This window comes from Thermosinus carboxydivorans Nor1 (assembly GCF_000169155.1).
Lineage (GTDB): Bacteria > Bacillota > Negativicutes > Sporomusales > Thermosinaceae > Thermosinus > Thermosinus carboxydivorans.
In genome coordinates, this window is record NZ_AAWL01000001.1 from 291192 (window position 1) to 309397 (window position 18206).

The following is an 18206-nucleotide window of genomic DNA, read 5'->3' on the forward strand; positions in this document are numbered from 1 at the left end:
ACTCTGCGGTTATATTATTTTTTATCTTAGTTTTCGTTTTTTTCGGCTCCATCTTGTCCGGCTTCAACACTCTTCCCCAATTTAACAAGTGTCTGGGTATATTCCTCCAATTTTTTGCTGACAAGATAGTGGACGGTACCCGGCGGATAAGTGCCGTCAGGCTGCAGCTGTCCGGCTGGCACACCGGTAAGAATTTCAATTCCCTCGTCAATGGTCCGTACCGGGTAGATATGGAATTTACCCTCTCGTACGGCCGCAACCACTTCGTCGGAAAGCGTGAGATTGTTTATATTTTGGTACGGGATCATCACACCCTGCTGGCCGGTCAAGCCCTTAATCTTGCACACGGCAAAAAAGCCTTCAATTTTTTGGGTTGCCCCGCCGATCGGCTGGATCTCGCCCTTCTGGTTCACCGAGCCGGTAACGGCAATATACTGCTTGATCGGCAGCCCGGACAGACTGGACAAGATGGCATACAGCTCGGTACTGGAAGCGCTGTCGCCGTCCACCCCGTCATAAAGCTGCTCAAACGTCAGGCTGGCCGTCAAGGTCAGCGGCTGCCGCTGTGCATATTTCTGGCCGAGATAACCGCTTAAAATCATTACGCCTTTACTGTGGCTGGTCCCGCTCATTTTGGTTTCGCGTTCGATGTTGACCACACCGCTCTTGCCAAGATAGGTATTGGCCGTAATGCGCGACGGCTTGCCAAACATATACTCGCCGATAGCTAGCACCGCTAAGCCGTTAACCTGGCCGACTTTTTCCCCGTCGGTGTCGATCAGCAGCTTACCCTCGGCGAACATTTCTTGCAGTTTTTCTTCGTACTTGTTAAACCGCCGCCGTTTTTCCTCAATGGCACGCTCGATGTGCCGAGCCGTAACGATTGGGCTATTGTCCTGGGTAGCCCAGGTATCAGCCTCGCATAACAGTTCGACGATTTCGCTGAACCGGGTCGTAAGTTTGTTTTGACTGCCGGCTAGCCGCGTTGAATATTCTACCACCCTGGCGACCGCCGTCCGGTCAAAGTCCTTTAGATTTTCCCGCCGCACGGTGCTGGCAATAAAGCCGGCAAGTTTTTGAATGTTTACCGGTGTGTTGTCCATTTCCACATCGAAGTCGGCATAAACTTTAAAGAGTTTACGAAAGTCCTCGTCGTAAGCGTATAGTAAGTGATAAAGGATGGGGTTGCCGATGAGAATAACCTTTACATTAACCGGGATGGGCTGCGGTTTAAGCGAAGCCATGGCAATAGCGCCATACTGCTCCCCCAGGTTTTCAATCACGATTTTCTTGGTCTTCAGCACCCGCTTCAAAGCTTCCCACGCGCCGATATTAGCCAAGACATCCCGAACATTGAGGATAAGATAGCCGCCGTTGGCCCGGTGCAGGGCGCCTGACTTAATCATAGTGAAATCGGTACTGACAACTCCCATGCGCGTTTCATACTCAACCCGGCCGACGAGGTTGTAATACGTCGGGTTGGTCTCGACAACCACCGGGGCGCCGTCGATGTCGCGGTTATCGACAAGTAGGTTGACCCGGTATTTCTCTTTGGCATCGTGGAGGTTGCGCTTAAACAGCAGAAAGGGATTGTTTTCGTCTTCGGCGGCCGTCGGTTTAAAGTCGTTGATGTTTTTCACTACATCCTGCTTGACGGCCTCAAGATAACGGACCACCTTGGCGTAGGCCTTATATTTCTCTTTCAGTTCGTCAATCAAATGGCCGGCAGCAAAAAGGCCCGCCTTAGCGTCCAAATCTTTCAATTCTTCACGGGCTTCGCGCTCCACCTGCTGCACCAGGCGCATGGCCTCCATGGCTTTCTCATGAACGGCCATGAGCTGTTTTTCAATTTCTTCGCGTCTATTTTTATCCAGTTGCTGATATTCTTCCGGCGTTATCGGCCGTCCGTCGTCGGTGATGGGAACCCCGGCAAAACCGGTAGTGGTCCATTGGGGCAGGATACCGTGTTGCTTGGCCTTATTGGCAAAGGCCTCCATGATTTCTGCGCTGCGCGCTTGGAATTTTTTCACAATGGCCGTTTTCGCCTGTTCGTAATCATCGCTGCTAAACATCTTGGAAATGCCGCTTTTCAGATTATCGACCAGTTCTTGCATGTCCTGGCAGAAGCCCCGCCCTAAACCGGCCGGCAACGCCAGTGCAATCGGCTGACTAGGATTTTCGAAGTTATTGACATAACACCAGTCATCAGGTACCGGTTCGTCGTTCGCAACCTTGCGCACCGCAGCCTTAGCATAAGTAATTTTGCCGGTTCCCGCCAAACCGGAAATAAAAATGTTATAGCCCGGATTTTTCGTGAAAAGGCCAAATTCAACGGCTTTGACGGCCCGTTCCTGACCAATCATAACATCCAGCGGCGGGACGGTTTCGGTAGTTTCAAAGTTAAACATACTCTCGTCGCAATGAAAACGGAGTTTCTCTACCGGAAGTTCCTGCCATTTGGTCAATTAAATCATCCCTTCTCACTTAGCGTTAATAATGAAAATTCGTTATATTCTATTCAAATACCTCTTGACCCTGACCACTCCAAATCCGGGCTACCGCATTCCAAACACAGGTCGAAGTAGTCTTCCGGCCGCCGAAACGCCAAAGTAGTGATTTCTTTATCAACTCCCATACTGGTAATGGTTTCTACCTCGCCGGCCGTATGAAAGTGGCCGATGATCCCCGAGACGGGCCCGTTTGTATAGGGTACAACCGACGGAACTTTGCTGGAACCGAATAGACGACGATTTCCACATTTTTTGCACTGCGGCATGTTTTTCACCTCGTTAGACTAGTGGTATACCTAAGAACAACATAAGGATTTTGCTGGTATTGATAAAAGAGTGGGCAACAACGGCACTGATTAGCGACCCAGTCCAATAATACAGCAAGGCCAATCCAACGCCGACTACCATCATCTCCGCCAACCAGTAAACATTAAAATGAAAGAAGGCAAAGATAGCGGCACTGCCCAGTGCGCCGCCCCATAAGCCGAAGCGGGCTGTAAGCGCCGGAAAGGTCAGCAGCCGATATAATGCTTCTTCCATGACCGGCGCCGCCAGTGCGGCTAAAAACAGCGGGACGGCCAAGTCACGCCACGTGGCGGCGTTTTGCACCTGCACAATCAAAGGGTGCTGCGCCGGCATAGCAAAAAAAACAGAAACATAGAGCCGCTCGCTGTAAAGGCTGATGCCGAGTAAGACGGCGCCACCGGCCAGCCCGCGCAGGCTGTTTTGCACGCCGTGCCGGAAAGAAACACCCCATTCTTGCCACTTGGCGCCATGCCGGTGAATAACCAGCCCGACCAGGGCCAACACCAACAGCCGGTCGGTTGCTTCAATAACTAAAGGACTGGCGACAAAAAATAGCGGAAACGCTCCCCGCACGAGAATTAGCCCGGTCACCAGCCGCAAAACATGGACAAGCAGTACCTCTTTTAAACCCCATGGCACCTGCTCCGGCAACATAACATTCCCTCTTTTTTTAGCGTAACAGTACCATTATGCGCGAGCATCTTTGCTTTCATGCACAAAAACAGGAGCGCCACCACGGCGCTCCTGTTGGAAAAATTAGTTTACTATGTTATAAGGTTGGGCGGATGAATAAAATCAGCGGCTACAGCCGTTCGCGCAGCAACTTGTTCACCAGTTCGGGATTGGCCCGGCCTTTTGTCTGTTTCATTACCTGCCCGACCAGAAAGCCGAGCGCCCGTTCCTTGCCGGCCTTGTAGTCGGCCACCGACTGCGGATTGGCGGCGATAACGGCCTCGACCACGGCCACAATGGCACTCTCGTCGGTAATCTGAACTAAACCTTTCTCTTTCACGATGGTCTCGGCGTCCTTGCCGCTGGTCCACATCTCCTCAAATACCGTCTTGGCAATCTTACCCGAAATTGTCCCCTTATCAATCAGTTTCAGCATTCCGGCCAAATCCTGCGGCTTGATCGGGCAGTCGGTAATATCAATGTTTTGGGCATTGAGGTGCTTGGCCACTTCGCCCATCAACCAGTTGGCAGCGGCCTTGGGGTCTACTTCATGGGCCACTACTGCATCGAAATAATCAGCCATGGCCCGGCTGGCAGTAATAATATCGGCGTCATAGGCAGAAAGGCCATAGCTGTCCATTAGGCGCTTTTTGCGCGCATCGGGCAGCTCGGGCAAGCTGCGGCGGATCTCTTCCACCCACGCGGGGTCAACAACGATCGGCACCAGATCAGGATCGGGAAAATACCGATAGTCATGGGCCTGCTCTTTGCTGCGGAGGGAAAGTGTAATCCCTCTTCCCTCGTCCCAGGAACGGGTTTCCTGGACGATGGTGCCCCCTTCGTCCAGGATTTGGGCCTGCCGGGCCGCTTCATACTCCAGCCCGCGCTGGACGGCCCGGAACGAATTGAGGTTTTTGATTTCTGTCTTGGTGCCAAATTGGGCGGACCCCCGCGGCCGGAGGGAAATGTTGGCGTCGCAGCGGAGACTCCCTTCCTCCATCTTGCAGTCTGACACGTCAATATACTGCAGAATGGCTTTGAGTTTCTCCAGATAGGCTTTTGCCTCTTCTGGCGAGCGGATATCCGGTTCGGAAACAATTTCCAGCAAAGGGACACCGGTACGGTTATAGTCAACCAGCGCGTAATCGGCGTTGGCAATGGTACCGGCGTGAACCAGCTTACCGGCATCTTCCTCCATATGTACACGGGTAATGCCGATGCGCTTAACCTCGCCATTCACCTCAATATCCAGGTAGCCGTTAACGGCGATGGGTAAGTCATATTGGGAAATCTGATAGTTTTTCGGCAGGTCGGGATAATAGTAGTTTTTGCGGTCAAACTTGCTGAACGGCAAGATTTGGCAGTTTAGCGCCAAACCGGTGCGGATCGCGAACTCCAGCACTTTTTGGTTGAGAACCGGCAGTACTCCCGGCAAGCCAAGACAGACCGGGCAGACATTGGTATTCTGCTCGGCGCCGAACTTGGTGCTGCAGCCACAAAAAATTTTGGAATTGGTTTTAAGTTCGGTATGAACTTCCAGGCCAATGACAATTTCGTAATCCATGGCTTAAACCTCCCCCAGCGGCGCCAGGCGCTTGTAGTAATCATTATTCTGCTCAAACGCGTAGGCGGCGCGCAAAATGGTCGCCTCGCCCAACGGCTTGCCAATGAGCTGCAGGCCAATGGGCAGGTTGCCAGCAAAACCGCAAGGCAGCGAAATGGCCGGCACGCCGGCCAGGTTGACCGGGATGGTGAAAATGTCCTGCAAATACATGGCCAGCGGATCGTTGACTTTTTCCCCCGCTTTAAACGCCGTGGTAGGCGCTGTCGGCGTGATCAGCACATCGACTTGTTCAAAGGCCCGGTCGAAATTCCGCTTAACCAGCGTCCGCACTTTTAGCGCCTTATTGTAGTAAGCATCATAATACCCCGAACTGAGGGCATAAGTACCCAGCATAATCCGCCGCTTGACTTCAGCGCCAAACCCTTCGCTGCGTGTCCGTTTATACATGGAAACAATGTCATTGCCTTCGGCGCGATAACCAAAGCCCACGCCATCGTACCGCGCCAGGTTGGAGCTGGCCTCGGCTGGAGCAATCAGATAGTAAACGGCTAAGGCATACTCGGTATGGGGCATGGAAACTTCGACGATTTCAGCGCCCATCGCCCGAAACTGGTCGACGGCCCGGCGCACGGCCTGTTCGACGGCGCTGTCCAGGCCGGCGACGAAATATTCCTTCGGCAGGCCGATTTTCAGGCCTTTGACATCAGGAACAAGCGCCGTGGTATAGTCAGGTACGTCCGTCCGGATGGAGGTGGAGTCATGAGCATCATGGCCGGCGATAACGTTCAGTACCAGAGCGCAGTCAGTAACATCCCGGGTGATGGGACCGATTTGGTCGAGCGACGAGGCATAAGCGACCAGGCCAAACCGGGATACCAGGCCATAGGTGGGTTTGAGGCCGACAACACCGCAGTAAGCGGCAGGCTGGCGGATTGAACCGCCCGTATCCGAACCCAGCGCCCAAACGGCTTCACCGGCGGCTACGGCCGCCGCCGACCCGCCGCTCGAGCCGCCGGGGACAGCCGCTGTATCCCACGGGTTGCGCGAAGCGAAAAAGGCGGAGTTTTCCGTCGAACTGCCCATGGCAAACTCGTCCATATTCGCTTTACCGGCAATAACGGCGTCGTTGGCGGCTAATTTAACCATAACGGTAGCGTCGTAGGGAGGGACAAAATTGGCCAATATTTTAGAGCCACAGGTCGTTTTTATCCCTTTCGTGCAGATATTGTCCTTTATGGCGCCGGGAAGGCCGGCAAGGGGACTAATCTTTTCGCCCCGGCGAATTTTCTCATCCACTTTTTGCGCCTGCTCCAAGGCCTGCTCGCGCGTCTGGGTAATGTAGGCCCGAATTTCGCCCTCAACCGCATCGATGCGGCCAAATACGGCTTCGGTGATTTCGCGGGCTGACACTTCTTTCTTTAGCAGTTTTTCATGCAGCGCATGCGCGGTATATTGATACAGTTTCACGGTACTCCCCCTAACCTTCCAAAATTTTGGGCACCTTAAAGTAGCCCTCTTCCTCTTCCGGTGCATTACTCAGGGCGAGGCGGCGGTCGAGAGACGGCTGGACCCGGTCCTCGCGCAGCACGTTTTTCAGGGGAAGAACGTGGGCGGTCGGTTCAATGCCCTCGGTATCTACCTTGTTCAGCACGTCCATATATTCTAAAATCGCGTTAAGCTGCTGCGTAAAGCGTTCGGCTTCCTGGTCGCTAATTTCCAAACGGGATAGTAACGCCACCTGCTCAACGTCTTTGCGCGAAATTTTCATTTCCTTCACCATCCAATCGCAAAAGTTCGCATAGTTTATATTATACCATACCTGTCCAAATTTAGCGAAAACTGGTGATTAGGCTTCCAGCAGCTTTTTGAATTCACCCTCGGTCAAGACGGGAATGCCGAGCTCGCGCGCCTTATCCAGCTTACTGCCTGCTTCCTCGCCGGCGACAACATAATTGGTCTTTTTGCTGACCGAAGAAGAAACCTTGCCGCCCCGGCTCTCGATGAGCTCCGTCGCCTCGGCCCGGGTCATGGTCGCGAGCGTCCCGGTGAGGACAAAAGTGATACCGGCCAGCGTCTGCCGCTTAGCCGCAGGCCGCTCCTCCGTCACTTTCACCCCGGCCGCTTCCAGTTTGCGTACCAGGGCAATGTTCTGCGGGTCGGCAAAATAGTTGGCGACGCTTTCGGCAATCTTGGGGCCGATTTCTTCCAGCGCCATCAATTCCTCCACCGTAGCCCGTTCCAAGGCATGGATGCTGCCAAAGTGGCGAGCCAGCGTCCCCGCGGCTTTGGCCCCGACAAAGCGGATTCCCAGGGCAAAGAGCAGGCGGGCCAGACCGGCCTCCTTGCTGGCCTCGATAGCCTGGAGCAGATTTTGCGCCGACTTGGGCCCCATGCGGTCAAGTTTCGTCAGGTCGTCAAAGCGGAGAGCGTACAGGTCGGCGGCATCGCGGACCAGACCGGCATCCAGTAGGCTGCCAATGACGGCCGGCCCCAGGCCTTCGATATTCATCGCATCGCGAGAGACAAAATGGATGAGCCCCTCGCGCAGCATAGCCGGGCAGGCGGAATTAACGCACTTATGCGCCGCTTCGCCCGGTTCGCGAACAACAGGGCTGCCGCATTCGGGACACCGGTCGGGCATGACAAACGGCCGCTCACTCCCATTGCGCCGGGATGCCACTACCGCTACCACTTCGGGAATGACCTCGCCGGCCTTGTGAATTATGACGGTGTCGCCAATGCGGATGTCTTTGTCGCGGATATAGTCTTCGTTATGGAGCGTCGCCCGGCTTACGGTCGAGCCGGCTAATCGGACCGGCCTGAGCTGGGCCGTCGGCGTCAACACGCCGGTGCGGCCCACCCGGACAAAGATGTCCTCGACAATGGTCGTCGCCTGCTCAGCCGGAAATTTGAAAGCAATGGCCCAGCGCGGGTCTTTGGCCGTTGCCCCGAGCCGCGCTTGGCCGGCCAGACTGTTCAGCTTGATGACCAAGCCGTCAATATCATAGGGCAGATCGACGCGTCGCTCGTTCCAGCTGTAACAGTAGTCAATTACTTCCTCAATGCTGCCGAAAACGCGATAATGGGGATTAACCTTAAACCCAAGCGCCGCCAACGTTTCCAGCGTTTGAGCATGAGTTTCCATATTCAGACCTTCGCGCCGGCCGGTTGCATAGACAAAAATATCGAGCGCCCGCTGGGCCGTAACACGCGGATCCAACTGGCGGAGCGAACCGGCCGCCGCGTTGCGCGGATTGGCAAAGAGCGCCTCCCCGGCTGCTTGCCGCTCCTCATTCAGTCGGTCAAATTCCCGCCGGGGCATATAAACCTCGCCGCGCACTTCCAGTAGAGCCGGAGGGTCATTAACCGGCAATACTAGCGGCACCGACCGGATGGTGCGGACATTGGCCGTCACGTCTTCGCCGTACTGCCCGTCGCCGCGGGTTGCTCCCCGCACCAGGCGGCCGGCTTCGTACACAAGATTGACTGCCAAACCGTCAATTTTTAGTTCAACGACATACTCTGCTTTATCTACGCCCAGACCGCTCCGGACCCGGTTGTCAAAAGCCCGCAGGTCTTCAGCAGAAAAAGCATTCGCCAAACTGAGCATCGGCGTCAGGTGAAGAGTCCGGTCAAAGCCTTCGGCCGGTGCGCCGCCCACGCGCTGGGTAGGCGAATCAGGCGTGATAAGCGACGGATAGGCCTCTTCGATGGCAATCAAGCGCCGCATCAGCGCATCAAACTCAGCATCGCTGATTTCCGGTGCGTCAAGCACATAGTACCGGTGATTGTGATAATGGATCTGCCGCCGCAGCTGTTCAGCCTCGCGGGCGGCTTGCTCCAGCGTGGCGGGAATAGCCGCTTGCATACTCAGTCCTCCGTTACTCAACTTTCGTCAGGGGGGCAAATTTAACCATCAATTGCTTCACTCCCTGCCCGGGAAAGGCAACATGCACTTCCTGGTTGTCACCACTGCCGCGCACGGCCACAATCGTCCCCACTCCCCATTTGGCGTGCTGCGCTTTATCTCCGACCCGCCACTCCCGTGCGGACGGGCGGCTGACGGCAGCGGCCGACGGTCTGACCGGCGCCGGGCGAGGCGTTGCCGCTGGCGCAGGACTAACGGCTGCACCGGCGGCAGTCTGACGCGCAGGGCCGCCATGCCGCTCGAATAGTTCTGCCGGGATTTCGGCCAAGAAACGGGACGGAGGATACATGACCGTGTTGCCATAAATTGTGCGCAGTCGAGCGTTGGTTAGATACAGTTTGCGCTCAGCCCGCGTGATGCCTACATAGCACAGCCGTCGCTCTTCCTCGATCTCTTCTTCGTCCATCAAGGTCCGGCTGTGCGGAAAAATTCCTTCCTCCATGCCGGCCAGGAAAACATAGGGAAATTCCAGTCCCTTGGCCGAATGGAGAGTCATCAGCGTTACCCGCTCGTCCGCCAGTTCCGCCGTATCGATGTCGGACACCAGCGCCACATGGGCCAGAAAGTTTTCCAGGGTGTCTTCGGCGGCAGTTGTGGCAAACTCTTTGGCGACAGACAAAAGTTCCCGCAGGTTCTCGATACGTCCATCGGCCTGCGGCGTCTGCTCTTTTTCCAGTTCGGCCAGATAGCCCGAATCCTGCATCACTCGTTCAATTAAGTCAGCTACCGGCAACTGGTCTTTAACGGCAATCAGGTTAAAAATTAGTTCGGCGAGATTTTCGAGCGGCCGCTTGGCCCGCGCCGTCAAACCGGGCACCATGTCGGGATTGGACACCACATCAAAAAGGGAAATTCCGTTTTGCGCGGCATAATCGGTCAGGCGGGCAATCGTCGCATCGCCAACGCCCCGCCGCGGCACATTGATGATGCGCAGCAGACTGACCGCATCGGCCGGGTTCAAGATGACGCGCAAATATGCCAGGATATCCTTGATTTCTTTACGGTCATAGAACTTGACGCCGCCCACAATGGTGTAGGGAATACCGTTTCTCATCAAGGCTTCTTCGATGACACGCGACTGAGCGTTGGTGCGGTACAATACCGCCATACTACCATAAGACGCGCGATACACCGTATGGAGTTTAGTGACGGTATCCGCAATAAACCGGGCTTCGTCCCGTTCATCAAAGGCCAGATAATGGGTTATCGGCTCGCCACGGGAGTTTTCCGTCCACAGCGCCTTGGGCTTGCGGCCGGTGTTGTTTTCGATCACAGCGTTGGCGGCAGCGAGAATGGTCTGGGTTGAACGGTAGTTTTGCTCTAATTTGATAACTTTGGCATCGGGATAATCGGCCTCAAAATCAAGGATGTTGCGAATGTCGGCGCCCCGCCAGGCGTAAATGCTCTGGTCGGCGTCGCCCACCACGCAGATGTTGCGGTGTTTAGCGGCTAAAAGCCGGGCGAGCAAATACTGCGCCCGGTTCGTATCCTGGTACTCATCAATCAGGATGTACTGAAATTTATCCTGGTAGCGGCGGCGTACCTCCTCATTTCTTTCCAGCAAGCGGACGGCCAATAGCAGCAGGTCGTCAAAGTCAACCGCATTGTTTTGCTGCAGTTTCTGCTGATAGAGACGATAGACTTCGGCCACCTTTTGTCCATAAAAATTATCCGCCTGCGCCGCAAAGTCTGTCGCGTCCTGCAGGGCATTTTTGGCGTTAGAAATAGCGGCCTGCAGGCCGGAGGGCGAAAAATGTTTTTCGTCCAGGTTGAGTTCTTTCAGGCAGCTTTTTATCAAAGCCAAGGCATCGGACGCATCATAAATGACAAAGTTACGATTAAACCCTGCCAAATGATCGATTTCCATGCGCAAAAAGCGGGCGCAAAAGGCGTGAAAAGTGCTCAGCCACACTTCTTTGGCCTGTATGCCCACCATCGCGTTGACCCGCTCGCGCATCTCGGCGGCCGCCTTATTGGTAAAGGTAATCGCCAAAATGTTATACGGCCGCACACCTTGTTCAAGCAGATAGGCTATGCGGCAAGTCAAAACCCGTGTTTTGCCTGACCCTGCTCCGGCCAGTACCAAAAGCGGCCCGTTGATATGGGTGACGGCTTCTAGCTGTTTCTCGTTCAATCTATCGAATAGGTTTCGCATTTTTCCTCCCGGTTATCAGGCAACATTATCCACAAACATAAACATAAGTATTTTCTCCACAAAGCGCGCTTTTCCTGTCGATTTTGGGGTTTCCCTCAAGATAAAAAAGCGGCGACCCTTACGGGGCGCCAACTTTTGCACGCGCCGCCTCGATTAGGGGCGGCACAACCTGTTTTTTCCGGGACATGACGCCAGGCAAATAAAGTACCCCATCGCGAGCCGGCTGGCCAAAAGCCTGGCTAACCAGTGCCGCCGGCTGGCCCACAAAGACAAGATGGGTGGCTTCGCTTAAGATGTCGGTGATCATGAGCAGCACCAAATCGTAGTTTTCTTTGGCCCGCAGCGACTGCATCGCCTGCAGTAGTTCGTCCTTTAAGCCCAGCAGCTCGGCCGGCTCCATCACCGAAACCTGGGCAATCGCAACCCGGTATTCGCCAATCAAAAACTCTTTGAGATCGCTCTGGATCAACTCGGCCGGAGTCAAGCCGGCAATACTTGATCCCGCCTTCAAGACTGCCCGGCCAAACTCCTGAATATCCAGCCCGGCTGCTGCTGCCAGCTTCTCAGCTGTCTCCCGGTCTTTAGGCGTAGCCGTCGGCGATTTAAACAGCAGTGTGTCGGAAAGAATAGCGGCTAGCAGCAGTCCGGCAATTTGCGAAGGAATATCGATATGGCGGTGCCAGTACATGTTGGCCACGATGGTAGCCGTCGCTCCTACCGGTTCGTGGCAAATGAAAATAGGCTCACTTGTTTCCAACCCGCCCAGACGATGATGATCAATAATCTCGACAATCTGGGCTTCTTCAATACCCTCTGCTGCCTGGCCCGGCTCATTATGGTCTACCAGGATGACCTTTTCCCGCTCGGGCACGATCAGACGATCCCGATTGATCAGTCCGATAAGGCGTCCGTTTTCCACTACCGGATAATTACGATGATTGGTGGCTACGATGACGCTTTTGATATCGGCTACTAAGTCCGTAGGCTTAAACACGACCACCTTGGTCTGCATTATCATGCGCACCGGAATGCTCTGGTTGATCAGCCGGGCACATGTGTAAGTATCATAAGGAGTGCTAATAATAATCACGCCCCGGCTACGGGCAGACTGCTCTACCGCGTCCGTAACCGCGGCGCCGCCGGTTACTACCAGGCAGGCGATGCCTTGTTCAATAGAGACTAGTTGAGCCTTATTCCGGTCGCCTACCAGCACAATGTCGCCCGGTTCTACCAATTGAGCCATCGTCTGCGTCCGCGCCCCCGCAATCCGCACTTTGCCAGTTACCGGCCGATCGAGATCCTGACCGCAGACCAGCCGGCCGTCCAGCGCCCTGAGCACGCTGGCATAGTCTACGCCAGCCTCGGATAAGTCCTGCATTTCCAGTTCGTCAAAGTAGCGTTTCGCTAAATCGCCGACCGTGACGATACCGACCAGGGTGCTGCCGCTTTCCACCACCGGGACGGACTTAACATTATGCTGCTTCATTAGTTGGCCCAACTCGCGCACAGTACTTTGGGGACTGACCGTCACCACGCGATCGGTCATAATATCTTTGACGCGGGGATAAAAGTCATTAATTAGCGCCGGCATTTTAACGCCGAAATATTCCAGGACAAACTTCGTCTCCGCATTGATCTTGCCCGCTCTGGCCGGTACGGCGGACTCACCAAGGGCCTGCTTCAAATGGGCATAGCCAATGGCGGAGCAGATGGAATCGGTGTCGGGGCTACGATGTCCGATCACATACACAGGTTTCGCCATAGGGTCCTCCTTGCTTCCTGGTAACTCTTCCGCAGTATTATATCTAAAATGAAAAAGAAGACTCTGGCCGACCAACACGACCAAAGTCTATCGTAACGCTAAACGGTGCGCCCGGTCAAGCCGGCACGCCCCAAAACGGCTTTATTTACTAAAGTTCCAACTGTCGGCGCCGAATTTTTCGACTGCCAGTCGCTCCGCCAGCGCTTCTTCCTCTGCCGTCAACCGTCCCTCTTCCAGCGTAAGCCCAAGCGCCCGGCCGAACTCACCGGCCATGATGCGGGCCACGGCCGCAGTGTCCGGCACGGTACCCAGGATGTGGCGCAGCGATGTCGCTTTGGCCTGCAGCACTTTTTCACAGCGCTCCCGTTCGCCGTCGTCATGAAACTTTAAGAGACTGGTCAGCGCGGACGGGTCAAAGTCAAAGAGCAGCGAGCCATGCTGCAGCAGCGCCCCTTCTTTGCGCACCTGAGCGCTGCCAAGCAGTTTCTTGCGACCAGCAGTAATTTCATAGAAAGAAGGCGCGTCAAAACAAGCGCCGTTTTTCGGCAGCCGCGCCGTTTGCCCAAAGGCCGCGCCCGGCAGCGACATCTCGGCCGGTACGCCAAGGGCATGCAGACCGGCGATTAAGCCCTGGCTTAGAATGCGGTAGGAGCCGAGCAAGGTGGGCGGCAATAGCGGGTGGTCCTCGCGGACGACGACGCTATAGGTAAGTTCACGGTCATGCAGGACGGCCCGCCCGCCGGTAATGCGCCGGACAAAGTCGATTCCCCGGGCGCGGCAGGCATCTACATCCACTTCGGCGTGCGCTTTTTGAAAATAACCGATACTGAGCGCCGGCGGCTGCCAGGTGTAGAAGCGCAGCGTCGGCGGCACCGCCCCTGCGGCATGACAGCGGAGAATGGCCTCATCAACAGCCATATTGTGCCTGGCATCGCGAGGACTGTCAAATATCACCCGCCATTTCATGGCGTAAGCGGTTCCTTCCACCGTACCACCGGCTTGCGGGCGGCCGTTGCTTCGTCCAGCCGCCGCACCACTGTGGTTCGCGGCGCGCCGGTTACCAGCTCGGGCTGCTCAACCGCCTCGCGGGCAATTTCTTTCATGACGGCGATAAACTCATCCAAGGTCTCCTTACTCTCCGTCTCGGTAGGTTCAATCATCAGCGCGTCATGAACGATTAACGGAAAATAGATGGTGGGCGGATGATAGCCATAGTCCAGAATGCGTTTGGCCACATCAAGGGTTTTAACCTCCGGGGCGTGCTCCTTGAGTCCAGCGAACACGCATTCATGCATGCAGTGGCGATCAAAGGGCAGCTTATAGTACGGCGCCAGGGCACGCATAACATAGTTGGCGTTAAGAACGGCATCCTCGCTGACCTGACGGAGACCGTCCGGTCCCATCGTGCGGATGTAGGTATAGGCCCGCAGCATGACGCTGAAATTGCCGTAAAAGCCGTGAACCTTGCCGATCGTCTGGGGCCGGTCGTAATTCAGGCGGTATCGTTTTCCATCAAACTCGATAACCGGCACCGGCAGGAAAGGAATAAGTTTTTCCTTAACGCCGACCGGTCCCGAACCCGGCCCGCCGCCGCCGTGCGGCGTAGAAAACGTCTTATGAAGATTGAAGTGGACCACATCAAACCCCATGTCGCCGGGGCGGGTAATCCCCAAAATGGCGTTGGCATTAGCGCCGTCATAGTAGAGGAGAGCGCCGGCCTCATGGACGATTTTGGCAATCTCAATAATTTGCGTCTCGAAAAGCCCCAGGGTGCTGGGATTAGTCAGCATGAGCGCCGCCGTATCAGGGCCAACGGCAGCCCGCAGGGCATCAAGATTGACGCTGCCGTCGGGATTGGACTTAATTTCTACCGTCTCCAGGCCGCATACAGTGGCCGTTGCCGGATTTGTCCCGTGGGCCGAGTCGGGCACAATGACCTTGGTCCGCTTCTCGCCGCGGCTTTCGTGGTATGCCCGGATGATTTTAAGGCCGGTCAGTTCGCCATGGGCGCCAGCCGCCGGCTGCAGGGTGCAGGCGTCCATGCCGGCAATTTCGGCCAGATAGTTTTGCAGTTCATACATGACGGCCAGGGCTCCTTGCACGGTCTTGCTATCCTGCAGCGGGTGGATATTGCTGAAGCCCGGCAGTTTAGCCGCCTCTTCGTTCACTTTCGGATTGTACTTCATGGTGCAGGAACCGAGCGGATAAAAACCATTGTCAACGCCATAGTTGCGCCGCGATAAGGCGGTATAATGACGAACGACGTCTACCTCGCTGATCTCCGGCAGTTGGGGCTCTTTGTCCCGCAGCGCCGCAGCCGGCACGAGCGCGGTCAGTTCCTGCTCCGGCACATCGGCCTCCGGCAGGTCGGCGCCGATCCGGCCCGGTTTACTCAGTTCAAACACCAGGGCCTTGCGGTTCGTCAGGTTCATTTTATCCCCTCCAATACCGCCACAAGGGCGTCGATTTCAGCTTTCGTCCGTTTCTCCGTCACGCACAGCAGCATGCGGCTATCTGGCCCGTCTTCCACGGTGGCTAGATCAAGGCCGCCGATGATGCCCTTTTCCTGAAGCCGGGCATTGATTTCCGCGGCCGGCAGCGGCGTTTCCACCACGAACTCATGGAAGAAGGGCGCGGTGTAGGCAAGACGGTAACCGGGAAGAGAGGCGATGCGCCCGGCGGCGTAGTGCGCCTTCTGCAGGCAAAGACGGGCCACTTTCGCCAGGCCTTGCTTGCCCAAAGCTGACAGGTAAATGGCGGCGGTAATGGCACACAATCCTTCATTGGAGCAAATATTGGAATAAGCCTTTTCGCGGCGGATATGCTGTTCCCGCGCCTGGAGGGTCAGCACAAAGCCGCGCTTGCCCTCAAGATCAGTGGTCTGGCCGACGATACGCCCCGGCATGCGGCGCATGTATTTCTCCCGCACCGCCATAAAACCAAGGTAGGGCCCGCCAAAATTAAGTCCTAGGCCCAGCGGCTGTCCCTCGCCCACCGCCACGTCGGCTCCGTAAGCGCCCGGGGGTTTTAGGATTGCAAGGGAAATAGGATTAACGCAAGCAACGAGCAACCCGCCATGACTGTGCACCAAATCGGCGATACCCTCCATGTCCTCCACAACACCGTAGAAGTTCGGGTTTTGCATAAGCAGGGCCGCCACTTCCGTGTTAACGGCTGCCTTGAGCGCCGCACGGTCCGTTTGGCCGTCCACCGTCGACACGGTAATAATTTCAAACCCGAGATCGCGGGCGTAAGTAGCCAGCACGCGGCGATAAAACGGATGGATCCCGGCGCTCACTACGACTTTACTGCGGCCGGTAGCACCACAGGCCATGTTCATCGCTTCCGCCAGGGCGGTAGCCCCGTCGTACAGCGAAGCATTTGATACGTCCAGGCCGGTCAGTTCGCAGATATAGCTCTGGTACTCCCAGAGAGCCTGCAGGCCGCCCTGGCTGATTTCCGGCTGATACTGCGTATAGGCGGTGTAAAATTCCGAGCGGCCGGCCAAGTGAGATACAACCGCCGGAATAAAATGGTCATAAGCGCCCGCTCCCAAAAAACAAGGCATCTGACCGACATGGACATTTTCGGCCGCGCGCTGCTGCATTAGCTGCAGCACTTCCAGTTCACTCAGGGCCGGCGGCAAATTAAGCGGGCGGCCCAGCCGCACCGCCGGTGGAATATCCTGAAAGAGCTCATCGACGCTGCTGACGCCGATGGCCGCCAACATGGCCTGCCGGTCGGATTCGGTGTTGGGCAAATAATGGCGCCCGGCCATTTATTTTCCCCCCTCGGTCAGCGCGCGGTAGTCCTCGGCGCTGAGCAGGCCCTCCAATTCGGAGGCATCGTCCAGTTCAATAACGGCCAGCCAACCTTCCCCGTAGGGATCCTGGTTGACCACTTCGGGACGGTCGTTTAACGCCTCGTTCACTTCCACAACCGTACCGCTGACCGGTGCATAAATATCGGAAACGGCTTTAACCGATTCGACCACGGACAGATTGCCGTGCGCCTTAACTTTTTTGCCGACGGCGGGCACCTCGATAAAAACGATATCTCCCAGCTCATGCTGGGCATAGTCGGTGATGCCCACAACCGCACGCGTCCCCTCGACGCGAACCCACTCGTGGTCTTTGGTGTACTTAAGTTCCTGCGGGATATTCATAGTTTATTTCCTCCTTTTATAAAATGGTTTGGTAACAACCTTGGCTTCTACCAGTTTGCCGCGGATTTCCACCGCCACTTCCGTCCCCGGCGCCGAAAACTCCGTTTCCAAAATGGCTAAGGCCAGGTTTTTATCAAGGGTGGGGGCGTAGGTGCCGCTTGTCACCGTGCCGATGACCCGGCCGGCGGCATGACAGGTATAGCCGGCGCGGGCAATACCCCGCCCTACCATCTCGATCCCGACAATTTTGCGCCGGATGCCGGCGTTTTTCTGGGCCAGTAGCGCCTCATAGCCGATAAAGCTTTGTTTGTCAAACTTGACAAAGACGCCAAGACCGGCTTCGAGCGGTGTGATGCTTTCGGAAAGTTCGTGACCGTAAAGCGGCAAGCCGGCTTCAAACCGCAGCGTATCACGGGCGCCTAATCCGGCCGGCACCAGTCCCAGCGGCTTGCCGACCTCCATCAGGCGCTTCCATAGTCTGCCAGCTTCCTCCGGCGCGCAGTAAATTTCAAAGCCGTCTTCTCCCGTATAACCCGTTCGGGAAATCAAACAGTCTATTCCGTCAACGCGGACATGCCGGCGCAGCCAATAATATTTAATGGTGCTCAAATCTTCATCGGTCAACCGCTGCAGGATGGCTTCGGCCCGCGGGCCCTGCAGCGCCAGTTCGGCGGTAACATCGGAAATATTTTTGACGGTAACGTCATAGTTCGCCGCGTGCTGCACCATCCAGGCGTAATCTTTGTCAATATTGGCGGCGTTAATCACCAACAGATATTCTTGTTCGCCAAGGCGATAGACCAAAAGATCATCAACCACCCCGCCGTGGTCATAGCACATGGGAGTGTACATCACCTGGTTGACGGCGAGACGGGAAGCATCATTGGTCACCAGCCTATTCACAAAGTCGGTGGCGTCCGGCCCGCTGACCGACACTTCTCCCATGTGGGATACGTCGAAGAGTCCTGCCGCCTGCCGCACGGCCCGGTGCTCTTCAATAATGCCGGTATACTGCACCGGCATGAGCCAGCCGCCAAATTCGATGATTTTGGCGCCGCTAGCCACGTGGATGTCGTAGAGGGGCGTCTTTTTGTCGCTCATAAAATCCTCCCTTCAGACTATATTATTATTTGTTCCAAAAAGC

At 55.8% G+C, this 18206-nt stretch carries 14 protein-coding genes; all 14 read right to left on the bottom strand.

Annotated elements, in window-relative coordinates; all coding sequences use genetic code 11:
* Nucleotides 1-26 precede the first annotated feature (26 nt).
* The 14 genes from TCARDRAFT_RS01295 to gcvT all read right to left on the bottom strand — a co-directional run bounded on the left by TCARDRAFT_RS01295 (nucleotide 27) and on the right by gcvT (nucleotide 18163).
* Nucleotides 27-2465 carry an ATP-binding protein gene (locus TCARDRAFT_RS01295; protein ID WP_007288188.1) on the bottom strand — a complete coding sequence of 813 codons (2439 nt, stop codon included), beginning with the start codon at nucleotides 2463-2465 and terminating at the stop codon, nucleotides 27-29.
* Between the two features lie 53 nt (nucleotides 2466-2518).
* Nucleotides 2519-2776: a hypothetical protein gene (locus TCARDRAFT_RS01300; protein ID WP_040682887.1), complete on the bottom strand. Its 258-nt coding sequence runs from the start codon at nucleotides 2774-2776 to the stop codon at nucleotides 2519-2521.
* A gap of 13 nt (nucleotides 2777-2789) precedes the next feature.
* Nucleotides 2790-3470 (bottom strand): CPBP family intramembrane glutamic endopeptidase, encoded by a 681-nt coding sequence (locus tag TCARDRAFT_RS01305; protein WP_007288189.1) that lies wholly within the window; start codon nucleotides 3468-3470, stop codon nucleotides 2790-2792.
* Nucleotides 3471-3618: 148 nt separating this feature from the next.
* Complete coding sequence (gene gatB / locus TCARDRAFT_RS01310) at nucleotides 3619-5052, bottom strand: Asp-tRNA(Asn)/Glu-tRNA(Gln) amidotransferase subunit GatB (RefSeq protein WP_007288190.1); 1434 nt, start codon at nucleotides 5050-5052, stop codon at nucleotides 3619-3621.
* A gap of 3 nt (nucleotides 5053-5055) precedes the next feature.
* Nucleotides 5056-6519, bottom strand: coding sequence for an Asp-tRNA(Asn)/Glu-tRNA(Gln) amidotransferase subunit GatA (gene gatA, locus TCARDRAFT_RS01315; RefSeq protein ID WP_007288191.1), 1464 nt, complete (start codon nucleotides 6517-6519; stop codon nucleotides 5056-5058).
* A 10-nt stretch (nucleotides 6520-6529) separates the two neighbouring features.
* Nucleotides 6530-6820: an Asp-tRNA(Asn)/Glu-tRNA(Gln) amidotransferase subunit GatC gene (gatC, locus tag TCARDRAFT_RS01320; RefSeq protein ID WP_007288192.1), complete on the bottom strand. Its 291-nt coding sequence runs from the start codon at nucleotides 6818-6820 to the stop codon at nucleotides 6530-6532.
* Between the two features lie 78 nt (nucleotides 6821-6898).
* Nucleotides 6899-8920: an NAD-dependent DNA ligase LigA gene (gene ligA / locus TCARDRAFT_RS01325; protein WP_007288193.1), complete on the bottom strand. Its 2022-nt coding sequence runs from the start codon at nucleotides 8918-8920 to the stop codon at nucleotides 6899-6901.
* 13 nt (nucleotides 8921-8933) lie between these two features.
* Nucleotides 8934-11135, bottom strand: coding sequence for a DNA helicase PcrA (pcrA, locus tag TCARDRAFT_RS01330; RefSeq protein WP_007288194.1), 2202 nt, complete (start codon nucleotides 11133-11135; stop codon nucleotides 8934-8936).
* Between the two features lie 118 nt (nucleotides 11136-11253).
* Entirely contained in the window at nucleotides 11254-12897 is a 1644-nt protein-coding gene (locus TCARDRAFT_RS01335) for a putative manganese-dependent inorganic diphosphatase (RefSeq protein ID WP_007288195.1), read from the bottom strand.
* 141 nt (nucleotides 12898-13038) lie between these two features.
* On the bottom strand, nucleotides 13039-13884 hold the full coding sequence (locus tag TCARDRAFT_RS01340) for a lipoate--protein ligase family protein (protein WP_232199064.1): 846 nt from the start codon (nucleotides 13882-13884) through the stop codon (nucleotides 13039-13041).
* Entirely contained in the window at nucleotides 13860-15329 is a 1470-nt protein-coding gene (gene gcvPB / locus TCARDRAFT_RS01345; RefSeq protein ID WP_007288197.1) for an aminomethyl-transferring glycine dehydrogenase subunit GcvPB, read from the bottom strand. Before gcvPB ends, TCARDRAFT_RS01340 begins: the two co-directional genes overlap by 25 nt.
* The gene (gene gcvPA, locus TCARDRAFT_RS01350) at nucleotides 15326-16675 is read right to left on the bottom strand and encodes an aminomethyl-transferring glycine dehydrogenase subunit GcvPA (protein WP_007288198.1); all 1350 of its coding nucleotides are present in this window, start codon (nucleotides 16673-16675) and stop codon (nucleotides 15326-15328) included. Before gcvPA ends, gcvPB begins: the two co-directional genes overlap by 4 nt.
* On the bottom strand, nucleotides 16676-17062 hold the full coding sequence (gene gcvH, locus TCARDRAFT_RS01355; protein ID WP_007288199.1) for a glycine cleavage system protein GcvH: 387 nt from the start codon (nucleotides 17060-17062) through the stop codon (nucleotides 16676-16678).
* Nucleotides 17063-17065: 3 nt separating this feature from the next.
* Complete coding sequence (gcvT, locus tag TCARDRAFT_RS01360; protein ID WP_007288200.1) at nucleotides 17066-18163, bottom strand: glycine cleavage system aminomethyltransferase GcvT; 1098 nt, start codon at nucleotides 18161-18163, stop codon at nucleotides 17066-17068.
* Nucleotides 18164-18206: the final 43 nt, after the last annotated feature.

Excerpts from the sequence above, each read along its gene's own strand:
- TCARDRAFT_RS01300 (WP_040682887.1), bottom strand. The coding sequence starts at position 2,776 with ATGCCGCAGTGCAAAAAATGTGGAAATCGTCGTCTATTCGGTTCCAGC.
- TCARDRAFT_RS01305 (WP_007288189.1), bottom strand. The coding sequence starts at position 3,470 with ATGTTGCCGGAGCAGGTGCCATGGGGTTTAAAAGAGGTACTGCTTGTC.
- gatB (WP_007288190.1), bottom strand. The coding sequence starts at position 5,052 with ATGGATTACGAAATTGTCATTGGCCTGGAAGTTCATACCGAACTTAAA.
- gatC (WP_007288192.1), bottom strand. The coding sequence starts at position 6,820 with ATGAAAATTTCGCGCAAAGACGTTGAGCAGGTGGCGTTACTATCCCGT.
- ligA (WP_007288193.1), bottom strand. The coding sequence starts at position 8,920 with ATGCAAGCGGCTATTCCCGCCACGCTGGAGCAAGCCGCCCGCGAGGCT.
- pcrA (WP_007288194.1), bottom strand. The coding sequence starts at position 11,135 with ATGCGAAACCTATTCGATAGATTGAACGAGAAACAGCTAGAAGCCGTC.
- TCARDRAFT_RS01335 (WP_007288195.1), bottom strand. The coding sequence starts at position 12,897 with ATGGCGAAACCTGTGTATGTGATCGGACATCGTAGCCCCGACACCGAT.
- gcvPB (WP_007288197.1), bottom strand. The coding sequence starts at position 15,329 with ATGAACCTGACGAACCGCAAGGCCCTGGTGTTTGAACTGAGTAAACCG.
- gcvPA (WP_007288198.1), bottom strand. The coding sequence starts at position 16,675 with ATGGCCGGGCGCCATTATTTGCCCAACACCGAATCCGACCGGCAGGCC.
- gcvH (WP_007288199.1), bottom strand. The coding sequence starts at position 17,062 with ATGAATATCCCGCAGGAACTTAAGTACACCAAAGACCACGAGTGGGTT.
- gcvT (WP_007288200.1), bottom strand. The coding sequence starts at position 18,163 with ATGAGCGACAAAAAGACGCCCCTCTACGACATCCACGTGGCTAGCGGC.